Genomic DNA, 17,639 nt, shown 5'->3' on the forward strand with positions numbered 1-17,639 from the left:
TCAGCTGAGCAGTTGGGCGGTGCGGAAGAGGACCAGCGCGAGCAGCACCGCCAGGATGATCGCCCCACCGGCGACCTGCACCAGCGTCCGCCGACCACGCGGCGCGTACGCGAGCACCAACGCCATCAACGCGCCGACCGCCAGCCCGCCCAGGTGCCCGGGGATCGAGATGCCCGGCACGGTCAGCGTGAACACCAGGTTGATCACCAGGATCGGGATCACCTGAGAGATGTCCCGACCCAGCTTGCGTTCGATGATGATCAGCGCGGCGAAGAGGCCGAAGACCGCCGTCGACGCGCCGGCCGTGGCCGAGTTCTGCGCGCTGAACAGGTAGGCGGCGACGTTACCGCCCAAGCCCGCGATCAGGTACAACGCGCCGAAGCGCAGCGGCCCGAGGTTGGCCTCCAACGACCGGCCGAGCACCCACAGCGCCCACATGTTCAGCAGCAGGTGGATTACGCCGTAGTGCAGGAACATCGCGGTGACCAGCCGGTACCACTCGCCGTCGGCGATGCCACCGAGCGTGCCGTCCGGGAAGAACGCCAGCCCGAGCACCGAACCCCAGTTGGTCAGCGGGGTGCTGCCACCCATGAGGCCGCCGAAGCCGGAACCGCCCACCGCCGCGTCCCCACCCCGGTCCGAGGCGATGGAGAGCAGCATGAGCAGCACGTTCAGGGCGATGAGGCCCTTGGTGACATAGCCGTGCCGGCCGGCCGTACCGCCGCCGAAGGCGGTACGCGCCGGCCGGACACTGCGACGCCCCTCGTTGACGCACTCCGGGCACTGGTGCCCGACCGAGGCCTCCCGCATGCAGTCCGGGCAGATCGGCCGGTCGCAGCGGGTGCAGCGGACGTAGGTCTCCCGACCGGGGTGCCGGTAGCAGACCGGGGTGGTCGGTGGCGACTCGCTCACCGGGCCGACCCTCCGTCCGCCGCCGCGCGGTCCACCGGCCATGCTCCGGAGCGCTCAATCATGCGAGCAAAGGTACCTCGCCGGTCGCTCAGGAAGCAGACCGCTCGATCTCGACCCGCTCGATGACGACGTCCTGGAGCGGACGGTCGCTCGGGCCGGTCGGGGTGTTCGCGATCGAGTCCACGACCTTCACCGACTCCTCGTCGGCGACCTGGCCGAAGATGGTGTGCCGGTTGTTGAGGTGCGGCGTCGGGGACACGGTGATGAAGAACTGCGAACCGTTGGTGCCCGGTCCGGCGTTCGCCATCGCCAGCAGGTAGGGACGGTCGAACCGCAGCTCCGGGTGGAACTCGTCGGCGAACTTGTAGCCCGGCCCGCCCCGACCGGTGCCGGTCGGGTCGCCCATCTGGACCATGAAACCGCTGATCACCCGGTGCGAGATGGTGCCGTCGTAGTACGGACCGTTGCCCGGCTGACCGGTGCGCGGGTCGGTGTACTCACGGTTGCCCTCGGCCAGGTCGACGAAGTTGCGGACGGTCTTCGGCGCGTGGTTGGGGAAGAGCTCCAGCCGGATCGGGCCAGCGTTGGTGTGCAGGGTGGCGTAGACAGCCTCGGCCACGGGTACTCCTCACTCGTTGGTCAGTTCCATGCGGATCCTCCCATGTGCCCGATCTGGCATCGCGGAGGCATCCGAAGGTGGAGGATGACGAAGGAACAACTCCCAGGAGGTAGGACCGTGTTTGGATTCGGGCGGCGGCAGTCCCAGGCGCAGTTGGCGAAGGCCGAGCTGAACCAGAGCATCAGCCACCTGATGCAGGCAGCCAACCACGCCGCGAAGGGCGCCGGCGCGACCGTCGGCCCGCGGGTCCAGGTGGCCCGGGGCTACGTCGGGCCGACCGCGGTGAAGGTACGCGACCGCGCGGCGACCGGCTGGGGCACGACTCTCACCACGCTGGCACCGCTGGCGGCGGCAGCTCGTGACGGCGCCGCTCAGGCAGGGCCGCTGACCAGGAAGGCCAAGTCGAAGACCATGCGGATCACCGGTAAGAAGAAGCAGCCGCGTCGTCGCGGCTCGATGATGACCGGCCTGTTGGCGGCGGGTGCCATCGCCGGCCTGGCCGGCGCGGTCGCGTTGCGCCGCCGCCGGGAGCAGCAGGAGTGGGCCGAGTACGACCCGACCCGCAGCACCCTGGAGCCGATGCGCGACGAGGTCGACTCGATCGAGGTCCGTACGCCGTCCGCCGCCAAGGGGTCGGACGGTTCCGCCATCTCCGGCGCGGCGGGGATGACCGGCGCGGGCAGCTCGGCGGTGGCCGGCGGTTCCAGCGCCAGCACCACCGCCCCGGCCAAGCAGACCGGTGTCCGCCCGACCGACAAGGTCCCGTCGGTCGCCGAGGGCGCCACTGACGTCTCCGGCCGGCCGACCGACGACCTCACCAAAGCGCTGGGCAAGGACACTGCCCGCACCAACGGCCGCCGCTGAGGTCAGCGACAGCGCGTGAAGCGCCGACGAGTGGTCCCCCCGCTCGTCGGCGCTTCCGCGTCACGGTCAGAGCCAGCCGTTGCGGCGGAACCAACGGTAGAGGGCCAGCGAGACGCCGAGCATGAGGGCCAGGACGACGGGATAGCCGTACGTCATCTTCAGCTCGGGCATGTTGTCGAAGTTCATGCCTTCGACGCCGGCGATGGAGGTCCACACCGCGGCGATGGCCGCCCAGGCGGCGATCTTGCGCATGTCGTTGTTCTGGTCGACGGTGACCTGGGCCAGCCGCGCCTGGAGGATCGAGTTCAGCAGGTCGTCGTAGGAGTTCACCTGTTCCACGGTGCGGCTGAGGTGGTCCTGCACGTCCCGGAAGTACTTGCGGATCTCCTTGGGCACGTCCCGGTTGACCTGCGAGGTCAGCGTCATCAGCGGCCGTTGCAGCGGCACCACCGCCCGCTTGAACTCCACCAGCTCCCGCTTCATCTGGTAGATCCGCTGGATCCGGCCGTGGCCGTGCCGATCGAAGACCTCCGCCTCCAGCACGTCCAGGTCGTCCTCGATCTGCTCGGCCACCTCCAGGTAGAGGTCGACCACCCGGTCGGTCACCCCGTACGCCACCGCCCACGGGCCGTGCAGCAGCAACTCCTGCTTGGTCTCCAGGTCGGCGCGGATCGGGGCGAGTCGGCAGGCGTCCCCGTGCCGGACGCTGATCACGAAGTTCGGGCCGATGAAGAGCATCACCTGCCCGGTCTCCACCACCTCGGAGTTCTCGGTCAGCTCGGTGTGCTCGCAGTACCGGGCGGTACGCAGCACCAGGAAGACGACGTCGCCGAACCGCTCCAGCTTGGGGCGCTGCTCGGCCTTGACCGCGTCCTCGACCGCCAACTCGTGCAGGCCGTACGTCTCCGCGATGGCGGTCATCTCGGCCAGCTCCGGCTGGTGCAGGCCGATCCAGACGAAGCCGTGCTCCTCGCGGCGGGCCGCGGCCAGCGCATCCGCGTACGTCCAGTCGCCGGGCTGCCGTTTGCCGTCGACGTAGAGCGCGCAGTCGACCACCGCGCTGCGGCCGGGGCCGGTCGGGGTCGGGGCGGGCGCCGAGCCGTCGGCGTTGAGGATGCGGGTCATCGCCCGCACCGGGGAGGGCCACGCCCGAGGTCGTAGCACCCGACCGGTGGTCGACGGTGCCGTCCGGTCCCGCTCTGTCCGATCCGTCATCGCGTCACCTCCCGCGCTCAGCTGCGGCTTGCAGGCTACGCCGACCGGCGTCGAGGACCGGTGTGACGGCGGTCGCGTGGGGGGCGGCGCCGGGCGGGCCGGGCCGCATCGGGGGGTGTGCGGGGGACGACACGGCCCGCCCGGCACCTGTGGGGGCGGGAGGTTGTGCTGCCGCGTCCACCCGGGCGGGGCCGGCCCGGGGGGCCGGGCGGTGATGTCCGCAGCTGACGGGGTGACGCTCGCAGCATTGTGGGTCAGCCGGCCGCCCGGAGGGGAGCCCCGGGACGGCCGGCATCGTCGTTCTGTCGGGAACCCGACAGATAATGTCAGTCCCGGACGGCCTCGACGGCCTCCGCGAGCCGCCGGACGCCCTCGTCGATCCGGTCGGCGGTCACCGCCGAGAAGGCCAGCCGGAGCGCGTGCCGCCCGCCGTCCACCATGAAGTCGCTGCCCTTGACCACGGCGACGCCGCGCTCGGCCGCCGCCGGGGCGAGCCGGTCGACAGACACGTCCTGCGGGAACTCCACCCACAGGAAGTAGCCACCGTCGGGCTCCACGAACCGCGCCTGCGGCAGGTGCCGGCGCAACGACTCGGCGAGCACCTGGGCCCGTTCGCCGAGCGCCGCCCGGACCGTCTCGATCGAGCGGTCGATGTCACCGGAGACGCAGAACTGGTGCACGATCGCCTGGGACACCATCCCGGGGGAGATGTAGAGGCTCGTCGCGTTCTTCGCGATGGCGGCGATCAGGTCGGCCGGGCCGACCAGGTAACCCACCCGCACACCCGGGCAGACCGTCTTGGTGAAGCTCGACGCGTGCACCACCACGTTGCGGGTGTCCAGCGAGAGCATCGACGGCAACGCCTCACCACGGAAGCGGATGTCCGCGTACGGGTCGTCCTCGAAGATCGTGAACTCGTACTCGGCGGCCAGGTCGAGCAGCTCCCGGCGCTTCTCCAGCGACAACGTCATGCCGGCCGGGTTCTGGTAGTTCGGGATGACGTGCGCGAGTCGGGGCCGGACCCCGGACTCCAGGAGCTTGCGCAGCTCGGCAGTGTCCAGGCCATCCGGCTGGACCGAGATGCCGTGCAGCTCGCTGCCCATCCGCTGGAGGTTGAGCAGCGTCCGGTCGTACGTCGGGCGCTCCACCACCACCGCGTCGCCGGGGCGGACCAGGTGGTCGAAGAGGAACGCGTCGGCCTGGAGAGACCCGTTGGTGACCAGCACCTGGTCGGCCTCGACCCCGTGCTTCTCGGCGATCCACTTCCGCAGCGGGAGATACCCGACGGAGGTGCCATACGCCGTCACCCCCGCGGGGTCGGCGTCGAAGGCGCGGACGGCGGCGGCCTTGAGCCCCTCGACATCGACGATGTCCAGCGAGGGAGCCCCACGGGCAAAGGAGATCAACTGCTCGGCGGTCATGGATGTTGAGCGTACGGGCGGCGACGGGGAACGCGCGGTCGGCACGGCGATGTCCGCATCCTGAGCCACCGGGTCGGGTGACCCCGCTGGACCGGTCGGCGGCAGATCAGACCGGAAGGGCGAGCGCGTCGTGCTGCGCGGCCCGGGAAAGTCCCCCCAGCTGCACGCCGAGCGCGTCGAGAAGCTGACTCCAGTCGAAGTAGGAACGCCAGGCGGTGATCCGGCCCTTGCGGGCCCGGACCACGTCGGCCACCTCCCAGCTCACCACCCGGCCGGTGGGAGCGACAGTGCCGTACGGGGAATGCAGGGTGCCGGTGTGGGTGCCGGTCAGCCGCAGCTCGACCGCCGCGCCCCCGCCGGTGCGGACCGAACCCATGGGATCGACCCGCAGATCCGCGAAGGCGCCGGTCCAGGTGCGCAGCAGCGCGGGCAGCTCGATCGGACGGACCGTCACGCCCGGCATGGCGTAGAACGCCTCCGGTGCGTAGAGATCCGGCAACCGGGCCACGTCCCGACGCAGAAGCATCGCGTACTGCTGCTCGACCAGCCGTTCCGCGTCGCGCATCGGGACCTCCCCCGCGGGCCACGGCATTTCCTCGCCCGCACGGGGATGTCTACCCATCGATCCGACCCGGCACACCACCCCCGGTCAGGTCGTGGCGACCGCCTGGTTCTCCGACCAGACCCGCATGATGTCCCGCACCGAGATCACGCCGGCGACCTCCCGGCCGTCCAGCACCACCAGGTGCCGGAATCCGCCCCGGGCCATCGCGGCGGCGGCCTCGGCCACTGTCCACTCCGGCCCCGCGTAGACAACGTCCCAGGTCAGATGGGCACCGGTGCGTTCCACGTCGCAGTCCAGGCCGGCGCCGATGGCCTTCAACACGTCGCGTTCGGTCATGATCCCCACGCCCTCGGAATCCGGGTCGATCACGACCGCCGACCCGACACCACGGGCCGACATCATCCGGGCCGCCTGGCGGAGCGTGTGCTCCGGACCGACGACGAGGACCTGGCTGGACATCGCATCCCGTACCTGCATCACGCATCACTCCTTTGGGACGGTGGCATTCGGTACAGACATGGTGGTCGGTGGATGTTTCCGGGACAAGAGCGGCATCGCACAAGCTGCGGACGCTGGCTACTGTCGGATGGTGTCCACCGAGCCCCTGCGCTGCGCCGGCGCGCTGATCGTCGACCATGACGGCCGCATCTTCTTCCAGCGCCGCTCACCACACCGACGCCTGTTCCCCAACTGCTGGGACATCGTCGGCGGCCACCTGGAGCCGGGCGAGGACATCGACGAGGCGCTCCGCCGGGAGATCACCGAGGAGACCGGTTGGGTCCTCTCGCACGTCCTGGGCCAGGTGGGCGAGTACAGCTACGTCGGCGACGACGGCCTGGCCCGGACCGAGCACGACTTTCTGGTCCGCGTCGACGGTGACCTCGACCGCCCGAGGTTGGAAGCCGGTAAGCACACCGAGTACCGCTGGCTGGCCGAGCACGAGCTGACAGTGCTCGACGAGCACCGCGACGTCAACGACGGGCTGATCCGGCGGATCGCCGAGGAGGGCTTCGCCGTCCTCCGGTCGATCGGTCTGTGAACACCGTCGCGCTGGCGCCCCACCGGATCGCCGGGCTGCTCGCACCGGCGGTGGACCGGACCTTCCGCGCCGGCATGCTGGCCGGCCGGGACGGTGGTGGCGCCGAACTGTCCCAGCGCTACGGCGGGGTCACGGCGACCGGCTTCCTGGTCGACCTGCGCACCCGACTGGCCGCACCCGGTGGCACCGTCGACGGGCCCGGGTTCGCGGCGATCACCCGCTACCACGACCCGGTCGTCTGCCGGCGAGCCGTGGACAAGCAGGTGGCCCACGGGATGATCTACCGCAGCCCGGACGGCACCCTCTCCGCCACCGAACGCGGCGCCGCCTTCCTCGCCGAGCTCTACCAGGTGCACGCCGAGGTCACCGAGGAGCTGTGGGCCGGTCACGACGACCGGGTGGCCCGACTGGTCGCCGTGCTCGGCCGACTGCTGTCGTACGCCCTGGTGCTGGCCGACGAGGAAGAGGACCGGGGCGGGTCGGCCTTCGCCGCGCTGGCGCCCCCGTACGAACCGGACGGCACCCCGTCGGGCGTACTGCTGCTCAACCGGCTCGGCGCGCTGCGACACCACCGGGCCGACGCGCACGCCGCCGCCTGGGCCGCCGCCGGGCACACCGCGTCGAGCATCGCCGCCCTGCCGCCCGGCCCCGAACGGCTCGCCATCGAACTGGAGACCGACCGGCGGGCCGCCGGCCCGTACGCCACGCTCGGCGCGGAGGAGCGCCTGACCATGCTCGCCGACCTGGCGGCGTTGCCCGGCTGACCGGTTGGCCGGAGCGACGCACCCGGCCGGGGCTATCCTCCAGCGGTGACCGGAGCAGGACGAGGGAGGATGTCGCGATGATCGGAATGGTGCTCGCGGCCGGCGCGGGACGACGGCTGCGCCCGTACACCGACACCCTGCCCAAGGCGTTGGTGCCGGTGGACGGCGAGACGACGATCCTGGACATCGCGCTGGGCAACCTCGCCGAGGTCGGGCTCACCGACATCGTGATCGTCGTCGGCTACGCGGCGGACGCGGTCCGCGACCGGCAGGCCGACCTGGAGAAGCGGTACGGGGTCACGCTCACCCTGGTGCACAACGACAAGGCCGAGGAGTGGAACAACGCCTACTCGCTCTGGCTGGCCCGGGAGTACTTCGCGCGCGGGGTGCTGCTGGTCAACGGGGACACCGTGCACCCGGTGAGCGTGGAGAAGACCCTGCTCGCCGAGCGTGGTCCGGGCATCCTGCTCGCCGTGGACACCCTCAAGCCGCTGGCCGAGGAGGAGATGAAGACCACCTTCGACGCCGCCGGCCAGCTCACCCGGATCACCAAGATCATGGATCCGGGCGAGGCGTACGGGGAGTACATCGGCGCGACGCTGATCGAGCCGCAGGTCGCCGACGCCCTCGCCGACGCGCTGGAGGCCACCTGGCGACGGGATCCGAACCTCTACTACGAGGACGGCTACCAGGAGTTCTCCGACCGGGGCGGGGAGGTGCGGGCGGCGCCGATCGGTGACGTCCCGTGGGTCGAGGTCGACAACCACGCCGACCTGGCCCGCGCGCGGGAGATCGCGTGCCGCTACTAGCTCGTAGCGTCCTCACCCCGCTGCACATCGACGTGCGACGCGGGGCGGTCGCCGACCTGGGCGCGATCCTGGCCGACGGGCGGATCTCCTCCGGGGGCGACGTCGCGGTGGTGGTCGGTCCGGGTCAGGGTGCCCAGATCGCGGAGCTGATCCGACCGTCGCTGCGCTCGGCGGACGTCTTCACCGTCTCCGGCGGGACCTTGGACGCCGCCGACGACCTGGGCGGCAAGCTCCGCGCCCGGTCGTACGACGCGGTCGTCGGCATCGGCGGCGGCAAGACCATCGACGTGGCCAAGTACGCGGCCACCCGTCGCGGGCTGCCGATGGTGTCGGTGGCGACCAGCCTCGCCAACGACGGGATCGCCTCCCCGGTGGCCAGCCTGATCACCGACGGGATCAAGGGCTCCTACGGCGTGCACATCCCGATCGGGGTGATCGTCGACCTGGACTTCGTGGACAGCGGCCCGGACCGGCACAACCGGGCCGGCATCGGCGACGTGATCAGCAACATCAGCGCGCTGGCCGACTGGGAGCTGTCCCGGCAGGTACGCGGTGAGCCGGTCGACGGGCTGGCCGCCTCGCTCTCGCGGGCGGGCGCCGAAGCGGTGCTCAACCACCCGGGCGACATGAGCGACGACGCCTTCGTGATCGTCCTCGCCGAGGCGTTGATCTCCAGCGGCCTGGCGATGGCTGTCGACGGCACCAGCCGCCCGTGCAGCGGCGGCTGCCACGAGATCATGCACGCTGTCGACTCGCTCTTTCCCGGCACCGCCTCGCACGGCGAGCTGGCCGGGCTGGGCGCGCTGTTCTGCACCTGGCTGCGCGGAGACCTCCGCCGCTTCGGCGAGATGTCTGCCTGCCTGGCCCGACACGGTCTGCCCCGGCTCCCCGCCGAGGTGGCGCTCACCGACGACCAGTTCATCGAGGCGGTGCAGTTCGCGCCGCGTACCCGCCCGGACCGGTACACCATCCTCGAACACCTGGCGCTGTCGCCTACCGAGACCCGGGAACGGCTGGCAGACTACGCCGGTGCAATCCGCGACCAGCTTGGCTGACCCCCGTCCCACCATCGCCGACTTCCACCGGGTCAACCGGGGTGGCGGCCTGTTCAGCGAGTCGATCAGCCAGTGGCTGGGGGCCGTCTTCGCGCTGGTAGCCCAGCGGCTCGGGCTGCGACCGACAGCGTTGACCATCACCAACCTGGTGCTCGGACTGGCCACCTCGGTCACCGTGGTGGCGCTCGCCGGCCCGGTCGCCGCCGGGGACGTACCGGCCTGGCTGGTTGGTCTGCTCGCCCTGATCGGCTGGCAGGTGGCGTACTCACTGGACTGCGCGGACGGGCAGCTGGCCCGGGTGACCGGCCAGGGCAGCGCGGCCGGCGCCCGGGTCGACGTGCTCTGCGACGTGGCCGCGCAGATCGCCCTGGTGGCCGCCCTGGCCGCCACCGCCGTGGCGCAGCAGCCGTCCACGCCGACCTGGCTGGTGGCGGCCTTCGCCGGCACCTGGATGGTCAACCTGGTCACGTCGGTGATGCAGGCCGGCCCGAACGCGGCCAGCATGGTCACCTCGACCTCGCTGCCGGTGCGCCTGGTGAAGCTGGTCCGCGACTACGGCGCGGTGATCTTCGTGGCCGCCCTGGTGCTCGCGGTGGCCCCCGCGCTGGCCCTCTGGGTGATGATCGCCTTCACCATCGTCAACGGCGGTTTCCTGCTGGCCAGCATCGCCTTCTCCGCCCGCGCCTCGCTACGCTGACCGCCCCGCCCCCCGGCCGGGCATCCGCCCCGCCCCGCTCCAAGATCCACACAACTTCCCTGATGTTGCTGCCTCCAGCCGCCGGCACACCGCAACAACCCTGAAGTTGCTGCCTCACACCGGCGGCGGGGCGGCGAGCGGCGCGGGTTCAGACGTGGTGGGGGGCACGGGACAGGCCCGCGTAGATGTCGATGAGCCGCTTGGTGACGACGTCGGGGTGGAAGGTGCGCTCGTAGCGGGCGCGGGCGGCCGAGGCCAGTCCGGGCGCACCGGCGCGGGCGACCGGCAGGGCGGCTGCGAGCGCGGCTGGCTCCGGCGCGACCACCCAACCGGCCTCGCCCTGAGCGATACCGGCCGGCATCGCCGACCGCCCGACCCCGGGGGCGATCGGCGAGGCGACCTCGGACGCGACAGGTGAGGCGACCGTTGAGGCGACGGCGGCCGGGCCGGTGCCGGCGGGCTCGTGCGGGGCGTCGGCCCCGACCAGGTACGGAATGCCACCCAACGCCGTACCGAGCACCGGCCGGCCGCTCGCCATCGCCTCGATGATCACGGTGGGCAGCACGTCGTGCCACATCGCGGCGGCGATCACCACAGCGCTCGCCTCGACCGCGGCCCGCACGCCGGCCCGGTCGAGCTGACCGAGGTAGACCACGTCGGGCCGCTCGGCGGCGGCTGCCTCCACCAGGTGGCGCAACTCGCCGTCGCCGGCCACCCGCAGCGTGCCCAGCGAGCCCACCGGGTGCCGACGCCAGGCGCCCAGCAGCAGGTCGACGCCCTTCTCCGGGGAGAGCCGGGCCATGTAGAGGAACCCGTCACCGAGCGGCGCCGGCCGACCCGGGTCGGGTACGGAGTTCGGCTTCACCACGATGCGCTCGTCCGGGATGCCGTAGTCGCGCAGGTGGTCGGCGATCGCCGAGGTGAGCGCGATGTACCGGTCCACCGAGCGCCAGGTGCCCCGGTGCACGGCCAGGGTGGTCGCCATCAGCGCGCTCTGCACCGCCGAGTCGCGGTAGCAGCGGTGCTTGATCGCCGGCACCCCCAACGCCCGACCCTTGCAGTCCTGACAGATCACCCCGTCGCGGAAGTAGATCCCCGAGGAGCAGACCTGCCGGTAGTTGTGCACCGTCTGCACCACCGGCACGCCGTGTCGGTGCGCGGTCCGCACCACCCAGGGCGAGAGCAGGGGGTACGGGTTGTGCAGGTGCAGAACGTCCGGCCGGTGCTCGGTGAGCAGGCGGCTCAGGTCGTGCTGGGCGCGCGGAGCCCAGATCGGCGAGATCGGCAGCAGGGCCTTGGCCGCCTTCGACATCGACGGGATCTCGTCCGAACTGCGGATGAAGGGCAGCACCTCGACGCCAGCGGCGGTGAGCTGAGCGATCTCCGAGTCGACGATCGTGTTCTCACCGGAGGGCTGGGCTTCCCGGTACCGGTTGTGCGCCACCACGATTCTCACGGGAAAGAAGGCTACCGTTGGGTCGTGCCCGAGCTACCGGAGGTTGAGGCGCTCGCGGGTTACCTGCGACAGCGCGCGGTGGGGCGGCGTGTCGATCGGCTGGAGATCGCCGCGATCAGTGCCCTGAAGACGTACGAGCCGGCGCCGACCGAGGTCGCCGGCCGGGCGGTGGTCGACGCCAGTCGGCACGGAAAGTTCCTCGATGTCCTCTTCGAGGGTGGCCTGCACCTGGTGGTGCATCTGGCGCGGGCCGGCTGGCTGCACTACCGGGAGGCGTTCCCCGCCACCACCCCACTACGGCCGGGCAAGGGCCCGATCGCGGTGCGGGTACGCCTCGACGACGGTTCCGGCTTCGACCTCACCGAGGCGGGCACCCAGAAGAAGCTGGCCGCATATCTGGTCACCGACCTCGCGGCGGTCCCCGGGGTGGCCAAGCTGGGCCCGGACGCGCTCGCCGCGGACCTGCCCACCTTCACCGAGCGGTTGCGGAGCCGGCGGGGGCAGGTCAAGGGGGTGCTGACCGACCAGTCGGTGCTGTCCGGCGTGGGCAACGCGTACTCCGACGAGATCCTGCACGCGGCGAAGCTGTCGCCGTTCGCGATCACCGATCGGCTCACCGACGCCCAGCTCGCCACGTTGCACGCCGCCACCCGGCAGGTCCTCGGTGACGCGGTCGAGCGGTCCCTCGGTCAGCGGGCCGCCGAGCTCAAGGGCGAGAAGCGCTCGGGTCTGAAGGTGCACGCGCGGACCGGTCTGCCCTGCCCGGTGTGCGGGGACACCGTGCGCGAGGTGTCGTTCGCCGACTCCAGCCTCCAGTACTGCCCGACCTGCCAGACCGGCGGGAAGCCGCTCGCTGACCGTCGGTTGTCCCGTCTCGTACGGTGAGTAATTACACTCGGTGATCACCGAGTGGAATCGCCCTCACTGTGCCGAAGCTCCGGTCCGCCGGTCCCGCCGTTCGGGTATCCATCGGTATAGTGGCCCGGTCCCCGGCTTCTGAAATGGTGTGGAGCCGGCCAGATCCCACCGTAACCATCGGTCGCCAATCTCCTTCGGGGCGGCAACCGGTCGGGCTCGCGTGGGAGACTGGGACGGTGGGCGACCCGGGCCTTCACGCCGAGTGAGCGGCCCGTGTCATGCGGGAGGACATGGGTGAGGTGACGGCAAGCCTCCAGCGCCCGGTATCCAACGAAGGCCGGAGCAGACTCGTGCGGCACGTCGACAGCTTCGAGATCCAGCCGCCGACGCCGACTACGCACAACGGTGTACCCCGGTCGGCGTGGGCCAGGGCGCGACGTCGTGTCTCCCGTTGGCACCGCCCCTACACGGCCATCCTGGTGCTGCTCGACTTCGGCGCGGCGGCGTTCGCCAGCTGGATCGCCATCCAGCTCTTCGACCAGGCCGCCTCCGGGTTCTCCGGCACCAAGCAGGACCCGACCTGGTTCCACACCATCTCCTACCTCCTGCTCCCGCTCGGCTGGGTCGTCATCCTCTGGGGCAACCGGGCGTACGACCGGCGCTATCTGGGGCTCGGGCCCGACGAGTACAAGCGGGTCATCCGGGCGTCGGTGACGGTGGCCGCGAGCGTCTCCTTCCTCGCCTTCGCCACAGTGACCCAGCTCTCCCGGTTCACCGTGGGCACCGCGCTGGTCGGTGCGGCGCTGCTGATCCTCTGGGGCCGGTTCGTGGCCCGCTGGGCCCTGCACTACATCCGCCGGCAGGCCGGCCAGGCCGCGCACCGGATGGTGCTGGTCGGCACCCTGCCGGAGTGCCTGGAGGTCTACGCGGCGGTCACCCGCAGCCCGTCCGCCGGGCTGATGCCCGTCGCCATCCACATCACCAACGGGTACGCGGCGGCCCGGGGGATGCCGACCCCGGTGCCGGTCTACTCCGGCCGAGACGTGCTGGCCCTGGTCCGTGAGGTCGGCGGGGACACCATCGCCGTCTGCGGGTCGGCCAGCGCCGAGCCGGGTGAGCTGCGGCGGCTGGCCTGGCAACTGGAGGGTTCCGGTGTCGACCTGGTGGTCGCCCCGCAGCTCACCGACATCGCCGGCCCCCGGGTGCACATCCGGCCGATCGAGGGTCTGCCGCTGCTGCACGTCGAGGAGCCGACCCTTTCCGGGCCGGCGCTGCTGGCCAAGAACCTGCTGGACCGGGTCGCCGCCGGCCTCGGTCTGCTGCTGCTGATCCCGCTCTTCCTGGCCATCGGCGTGGCGATCCGGATCTCCGACCCCGGGCCGGTCTTCTTCCGGCAGCCTCGGGTGGGGCACGAGGGGCGCACGTTCCGGGTGTGGAAGTTCCGGACCATGTACGTCAACGCCGAGGAGCGGCTGGCCAGCCTGGTCGACCGGAACGACACCGACGGCATGCTGTTCAAGATGAAGGAGGACCCACGGGTCTTCCCGGTGGGCCGCTTCCTGCGGGCCACCTCGCTGGACGAACTGCCCCAGCTGATCAACGTGCTCTGGGGCGAGATGTCGCTGGTCGGGCCCCGCCCGCTGCCCGCCGACGACGGCGACTTCCTGGGTGACGTGCGCCGCCGCCTGCTGGTCCGCCCCGGCATGACCGGGCTGTGGCAGGTCTCCGGCCGCTCCGATCTGTCCTGGGACGAGTCGGTCCGACTGGACCTCTACTACGTCGACAACTGGTCGCTCGCGTACGACCTGAGCATCCTGTGGCGCACGGTCGGGGTGGTGCTCGCCCGCAAGGGCGCTTACTAGAGGCTTGGCGCGCTGGCCCGCAGGGGCGAGGATCGCTGCGTGGCTGCCAACCTCTCCGCCGTGGTCGGCGTCGTCTCGCTCGTCACCGCGCTGACCGCGGCCCTGTTGGCGGTGCTGCGGCTGCGGGCCCGCCGGGGCATCGCCACCGCCACCCAGCGGGCCACCTACGAGGTGCTGCACACCGCCGGTCTGGCCGCCGAGCCGCTGCGCGCGGGGTTGAGCGAGGCGGGCGCGGCGAAGGCCGTACGTCATCTGCGGGCTCTGGTGGGCGCGGCCGGTCTGGCACTCACCGACGCCGACCGGTTGCTGGCCCTGGACGGGCGCGGCACGCACCACGGGGAGCAACTGCTCGCGGCGGCCCGGCGGACGGTGGACACCGGCCGTTCGACGGTGCTGGGTGAGCAGGATCTGCACTGCGACCGGGTCGACTGCCCGATCCGGGGGGCGGTGGTCGCACCGTTGCTGGGGGCGGACGGCCGGGTGGTGGGCGCGCTGGTGGCGGTCGCCGACAGCCCACCGCCTCCGGGGTTGGTGCAGGCCACCCTGGAGACGGCGCACTGGGCCGGCAACCAGCTCGCCCTGGCCGAGTTGGACTCGTCGCGGGAGCGGCTGGCCCGCGCCGAGATCCGGGCGTTGCGGGCGCAGATCAGCCCGCACTTCATCTACAACGCGCTGACCGCGATCGGCTCGTTCGTGCGCACCGACCCGGAGCGGGCCCGGGAGCTGATCCTGGAGTTCGCGGAGTTCACCAGGTACTCGTTCCGGGCGCACGGGGAGTTCACCACGCTGGCCGAGGAGCTGCGGTCGATCGACCGGTACCTGACCATCGAGCGGGCCCGGTTCGGCGACCGGTTGCAGGTGCGGTTGCAGATCGCCCCGGAGGTGCTGCCGGTGACGCTGCCGTTCCTCTGCCTCCAACCGTTGGTGGAGAACGCCGTTCGCCACGGGTTGTCCCGTAAGCCGGGCACGGGCATGGTGAGCATCGAGGCCCGGGACGCGGGGGCCGAATGTCACATCACGGTGGAGGACGACGGAGTGGGAATGGATCCGACCACGCTGACCGCCGGCATCGCCGAGCTGGCCCGCGGCATCGGCGACCCGGGTGACGACACGAGCCAGCACGTCGGCCTCTCCAACGTCGACGAGCGGTTGCGCTCGGTCTTCGGTGACCGGTTCGGTCTGGTCGTGGAGACCGGGCTGGGTTCGGGTACGAAGGTGAGCATGCGGGTGCCGAAGTTCCACCCCGGCGTACGGGCCGGCTCGTGAGCGAGCGAGCCGGGACGGGTGTGGTGAACGCGTCCGGTTTCCTGCGCGTCCTCGCCGTCGACGACGAACCGCCCGCGCTCGACGAGTTGGCGTACCACCTGCGGGCCGATCCCCGGGTGGCCCGGCTGCACACGGCCTCCGACGCCACCGAGGCGTTGCGGTTGTTGCGCGACGCCGACGTGGACGTGGTCTTCCTGGACATCCGGATGCCCGGCCTGGACGGCATGGAACTGGCCCGGGTGCTGCGCCGCTTCGCCCGCCCACCGGCGATCGTGTTCGTCACCGCGTACGACGACGGCGCTGTGGACGCCTTCGATCTGGGCGCCACCGACTACGTGCGGAAACCGGTTCGCGCCGATCGGCTGGCCGAGTCGTTGCGCCGGGTGATCGGCTCGCGGGTGGTGCCGTCGCATCCGGCGGCGTTGGCCCGCGCGGAGGAGGACCCGACCATCCCCATCGAGTTGGCCGGCACCACCCGCATGCTGCCCCGCTCGGCGGTGCGGTGGGTGGAGGCGCAGGGCGACTACGCCCGGTTGCACACCGCGGAGGGGTCGCACCTGGTGCGGGTCTCGCTGGCCACGCTCGCGGAGCGCTGGGCGGATGCCGGTTTTGTCCGGGTGCACCGGTCGTACCTGGTGCAGTTGAAGTTGATCGCGGAGTTGCGGCTGGTCAACTCCGGCTACGTGGTGGTGATCGACTCCACCGAGCTGCCGGTGAGCCGGCGGCACACCAGGGAGTTGAAGGACAAGCTGGTCAGGGCTGCGAAACAGGACTGGAGTCGCTGAGCCGGGAATGAGAAGCGGCGTGCCGTACGTTGTACGATAGGTCGTACGACTTCCGGGAGGCCCGCGTGACCGAGACCCCGTTCAACGCCGAATCCGAGTTCGACAATCAACTCGACCGACTGGTGCAAATCGGCTATCCCGCCCTCGCCGGGCTGACCGAGAACGCCTTCCGCGACCTGGTCGCGCCACTGCGGGCCAGGGCGGTCGAGGGCACCGCCGGGCTGCCCGCCCCCACCGACGCCCGGGTGCCGTTCCTGCTGGTCATCACCCGGGACCTGATCGGGGTGCCGGAACGGGTGGCGCTGACCACAGTGGCCGGCAAGCGCAAGCCTGGCGTCGTCGACCGCAACTACGCCGAGGACGACCTGCCCCGCTTCGACCCGATCAAGGAGTTGGAGGTGCCCGCCGGGCCGGCGTACCTGCTCTTCGACGTCGACCGGGGCGAGGAGTTCCGCAACCTGGCACCTGCCACGGCCATGGAGGGGATCACCGCCCAGGGTCGACTGCCGCTGAGCATCGACGAGGGGCTCGCCTTCATCACGCTGCACCCGGCCGCGTTGGCGAGCAACAGGTGCTTCTCGCTGGTCGGCTCCCGCTGCGGCGACAAGCGGGTGCCGGCGCTCTGGATCAGCCAGGGCGCGCCCAAGCTGGGCTGGTGCTGGTACGGCAACCCGCACACCTGGCTCGGCTCCGCCTCGGCCCGGCCGGAGCGCATCGGCCTGGACTGACAGTCGACGCGGCGGGCGGGCGGCTCCCGGTGACGGGTCAGAAGATGTCGGCCAGCGGCAGGGCGAGAGGGAACGGCCGCTCGGCGCGGTAGACCTCGCCGACCGGCAGAACGACCTGCTCGCGGTAGCCGCCCGCGCCGTTCACCAGCACGGTCAGGGTCTGCTTGCGGGGCTCCACCAACCAGTAGAGCGGAATGCCGACGGCCGCGTACTCGTGACGTTTGAGGACCAGGTCGCGGCCGGCGTTACTTGGCGAGATCACCTCGACGACGAGGAGCACGTCGGCCGGGTCGAGCGCGGCGCCGCCGCTGTCCAGTGCGCTCTCCGTGGCGACGAAGAGATCAGGCACGAAGTACGACGAGCGTTTCGCGCTGACCCCGATGTCCTGACCGACGAGCACACCGGCGGGGGCCTGCCGGTCGAGGGCACGGCGGAGGCGGTTGGCGACCGCGCCATGGAAGACGTCCGCATGGGGGGACACGAGCAGGCTCCCGTCGAAGATCTCGTAGACCTGGTCGTCCTCGGGGAGGCTCTGGAGGTCGTCCACCGTCCAGGCGTCGCCCCAGCCGGGCCGGGCAGGGTTGGTCACCGTCACACCTCCTCTCTACCGGACCACCCTGACAGCTCAGTCGGTTGTCCACAACGAGCCTCGGGAGTTCCCACACGCCAGCCGGGGTGATCCCCGAGTTATCCACAGGCGTGAGCGGTTCTCCACAGGTTATGC

Annotated in this window: 19 protein-coding genes; 11 read left to right on the plus strand and 8 right to left on the minus strand. The window is 71.3% G+C overall.

Going from position 1 to position 17,639, the window contains the following annotated elements:
- Both IF22_RS0113010 and IF22_RS0113015 read right to left on the minus strand, forming a co-directional pair.
- Positions 1 to 912, minus strand: a complete 912-nt coding sequence (locus IF22_RS0113010; RefSeq protein ID WP_030331633.1) for a rhomboid family intramembrane serine protease — start codon at positions 910 to 912, stop codon at positions 1 to 3.
- A gap of 88 nt (positions 913 to 1,000) precedes the next feature.
- A complete protein-coding gene (locus tag IF22_RS0113015; RefSeq protein WP_030331635.1) occupies positions 1,001 to 1,531 on the minus strand; it encodes a peptidylprolyl isomerase in 531 nt (176 codons plus the stop codon).
- A gap of 84 nt (positions 1,532 to 1,615) precedes the next feature.
- Here IF22_RS0113015 and IF22_RS0113020 point away from each other — a divergent pair, with 84 nt between their 5' ends.
- Positions 1,616 to 2,395: a hypothetical protein gene (locus IF22_RS0113020; protein ID WP_030331637.1), complete on the plus strand. Its 780-nt coding sequence runs from the start codon at positions 1,616 to 1,618 to the stop codon at positions 2,393 to 2,395.
- Positions 2,396 to 2,461: 66 nt separating this feature from the next.
- Here IF22_RS0113020 and corA read toward each other — a convergent pair whose 3' ends face one another.
- From corA to IF22_RS0113040, 4 genes are all read right to left on the minus strand, one after another.
- Positions 2,462 to 3,610 carry a magnesium/cobalt transporter CorA gene (gene corA / locus IF22_RS0113025; protein ID WP_030331639.1) on the minus strand — a complete coding sequence of 383 codons (1,149 nt, stop codon included), beginning with the start codon at positions 3,608 to 3,610 and terminating at the stop codon, positions 2,462 to 2,464.
- A gap of 326 nt (positions 3,611 to 3,936) precedes the next feature.
- Complete coding sequence (locus tag IF22_RS0113030) at positions 3,937 to 5,031, minus strand: aminotransferase-like domain-containing protein (RefSeq protein WP_030331641.1); 1,095 nt, start codon at positions 5,029 to 5,031, stop codon at positions 3,937 to 3,939.
- A 106-nt stretch (positions 5,032 to 5,137) separates the two neighbouring features.
- Positions 5,138 to 5,596, minus strand: coding sequence for an ester cyclase (locus IF22_RS0113035; protein WP_030331643.1), 459 nt, complete (start codon positions 5,594 to 5,596; stop codon positions 5,138 to 5,140).
- 84 nt (positions 5,597 to 5,680) lie between these two features.
- Positions 5,681 to 6,073 (minus strand): CBS domain-containing protein, encoded by a 393-nt coding sequence (locus IF22_RS0113040; protein ID WP_030331644.1) that lies wholly within the window; start codon positions 6,071 to 6,073, stop codon positions 5,681 to 5,683.
- Between the two features lie 109 nt (positions 6,074 to 6,182).
- Here IF22_RS0113040 and IF22_RS0113045 point away from each other — a divergent pair, with 109 nt between their 5' ends.
- From IF22_RS0113045 to IF22_RS0113065, 5 genes are all read left to right on the plus strand, one after another.
- Positions 6,183 to 6,635, plus strand: coding sequence for an NUDIX hydrolase (locus IF22_RS0113045; protein WP_030331646.1), 453 nt, complete (start codon positions 6,183 to 6,185; stop codon positions 6,633 to 6,635).
- Entirely contained in the window at positions 6,632 to 7,399 is a 768-nt protein-coding gene (locus tag IF22_RS0113050) for a helix-turn-helix domain-containing protein (protein WP_030331648.1), read from the plus strand. The genes IF22_RS0113045 and IF22_RS0113050 overlap by 4 nt, the downstream gene beginning before the upstream one ends.
- Positions 7,400 to 7,476: 77 nt before the next feature.
- Complete coding sequence (locus IF22_RS0113055) at positions 7,477 to 8,208, plus strand: phosphocholine cytidylyltransferase family protein (protein ID WP_030331650.1); 732 nt, start codon at positions 7,477 to 7,479, stop codon at positions 8,206 to 8,208.
- A complete protein-coding gene (locus IF22_RS0113060; protein ID WP_030331652.1) occupies positions 8,196 to 9,263 on the plus strand; it encodes an iron-containing alcohol dehydrogenase family protein in 1,068 nt (355 codons plus the stop codon). The genes IF22_RS0113055 and IF22_RS0113060 overlap by 13 nt, the downstream gene beginning before the upstream one ends.
- On the plus strand, positions 9,238 to 9,960 hold the full coding sequence (locus IF22_RS0113065; RefSeq protein ID WP_030331654.1) for a CDP-alcohol phosphatidyltransferase family protein: 723 nt from the start codon (positions 9,238 to 9,240) through the stop codon (positions 9,958 to 9,960). The genes IF22_RS0113060 and IF22_RS0113065 overlap by 26 nt, the downstream gene beginning before the upstream one ends.
- A 148-nt stretch (positions 9,961 to 10,108) precedes the next feature.
- Here IF22_RS0113065 and IF22_RS0113070 read toward each other — a convergent pair whose 3' ends face one another.
- Positions 10,109 to 11,416 (minus strand): glycosyltransferase family 4 protein, encoded by a 1,308-nt coding sequence (locus IF22_RS0113070; protein WP_030331656.1) that lies wholly within the window; start codon positions 11,414 to 11,416, stop codon positions 10,109 to 10,111.
- A 24-nt stretch (positions 11,417 to 11,440) separates the two neighbouring features.
- Between IF22_RS0113070 and IF22_RS0113075 the strand changes: the two genes are divergently transcribed.
- The 5 genes from IF22_RS0113075 to IF22_RS0113095 all read left to right on the plus strand — a co-directional run bounded on the left by IF22_RS0113075 (position 11,441) and on the right by IF22_RS0113095 (position 16,915).
- Positions 11,441 to 12,301: an Fpg/Nei family DNA glycosylase gene (locus IF22_RS0113075; RefSeq protein ID WP_030331658.1), complete on the plus strand. Its 861-nt coding sequence runs from the start codon at positions 11,441 to 11,443 to the stop codon at positions 12,299 to 12,301.
- Positions 12,302 to 12,564: 263 nt separating this feature from the next.
- Positions 12,565 to 14,136, plus strand: a complete 1,572-nt coding sequence (locus IF22_RS0113080) for a sugar transferase (protein WP_030331660.1) — start codon at positions 12,565 to 12,567, stop codon at positions 14,134 to 14,136.
- A 39-nt stretch (positions 14,137 to 14,175) separates the two neighbouring features.
- Positions 14,176 to 15,402, plus strand: coding sequence for a sensor histidine kinase (locus IF22_RS0113085; protein ID WP_030331662.1), 1,227 nt, complete (start codon positions 14,176 to 14,178; stop codon positions 15,400 to 15,402).
- 23 nt (positions 15,403 to 15,425) lie between these two features.
- Complete coding sequence (locus IF22_RS0113090; RefSeq protein WP_030331664.1) at positions 15,426 to 16,187, plus strand: LytR/AlgR family response regulator transcription factor; 762 nt, start codon at positions 15,426 to 15,428, stop codon at positions 16,185 to 16,187.
- Positions 16,188 to 16,252: 65 nt separating this feature from the next.
- Complete coding sequence (locus IF22_RS0113095; RefSeq protein ID WP_030331666.1) at positions 16,253 to 16,915, plus strand: DUF5701 family protein; 663 nt, start codon at positions 16,253 to 16,255, stop codon at positions 16,913 to 16,915.
- Positions 16,916 to 16,952: 37 nt separating this feature from the next.
- Here the strand turns inward: IF22_RS0113095 and IF22_RS0113100 are convergent, their stop codons facing one another.
- The gene (locus IF22_RS0113100; RefSeq protein WP_167337300.1) at positions 16,953 to 17,504 is read right to left on the minus strand and encodes a Uma2 family endonuclease; all 552 of its coding nucleotides are present in this window, start codon (positions 17,502 to 17,504) and stop codon (positions 16,953 to 16,955) included.
- Positions 17,505 to 17,639 lie beyond the last annotated feature (135 nt).

Origin of the sequence: Micromonospora parva (assembly GCF_000718515.1) — a bacterium.
Taxonomy (GTDB): domain Bacteria; phylum Actinomycetota; class Actinomycetes; order Mycobacteriales; family Micromonosporaceae; genus Micromonospora; species Micromonospora parva.

Bases quoted from the DNA above. Each gene is read 5' to 3' on its own strand.
- IF22_RS0113020 (WP_030331637.1), top strand. From the start codon at position 1,616: ATGACGAAGGAACAACTCCCAGGAGGTAGGACCGTGTTTGGATTCGGG.
- corA (WP_030331639.1), bottom strand. From the start codon at position 3,610: ATGACGGATCGGACAGAGCGGGACCGGACGGCACCGTCGACCACCGGT.
- IF22_RS0113030 (WP_030331641.1), bottom strand. From the start codon at position 5,031: ATGACCGCCGAGCAGTTGATCTCCTTTGCCCGTGGGGCTCCCTCGCTG.
- IF22_RS0113035 (WP_030331643.1), bottom strand. From the start codon at position 5,596: ATGCGCGACGCGGAACGGCTGGTCGAGCAGCAGTACGCGATGCTTCTG.
- IF22_RS0113040 (WP_030331644.1), bottom strand. From the start codon at position 6,073: ATGCAGGTACGGGATGCGATGTCCAGCCAGGTCCTCGTCGTCGGTCCG.
- IF22_RS0113045 (WP_030331646.1), top strand. From the start codon at position 6,183: ATGGTGTCCACCGAGCCCCTGCGCTGCGCCGGCGCGCTGATCGTCGAC.
- IF22_RS0113055 (WP_030331650.1), top strand. From the start codon at position 7,477: ATGATCGGAATGGTGCTCGCGGCCGGCGCGGGACGACGGCTGCGCCCG.
- IF22_RS0113080 (WP_030331660.1), top strand. From the start codon at position 12,565: ATGGGTGAGGTGACGGCAAGCCTCCAGCGCCCGGTATCCAACGAAGGC.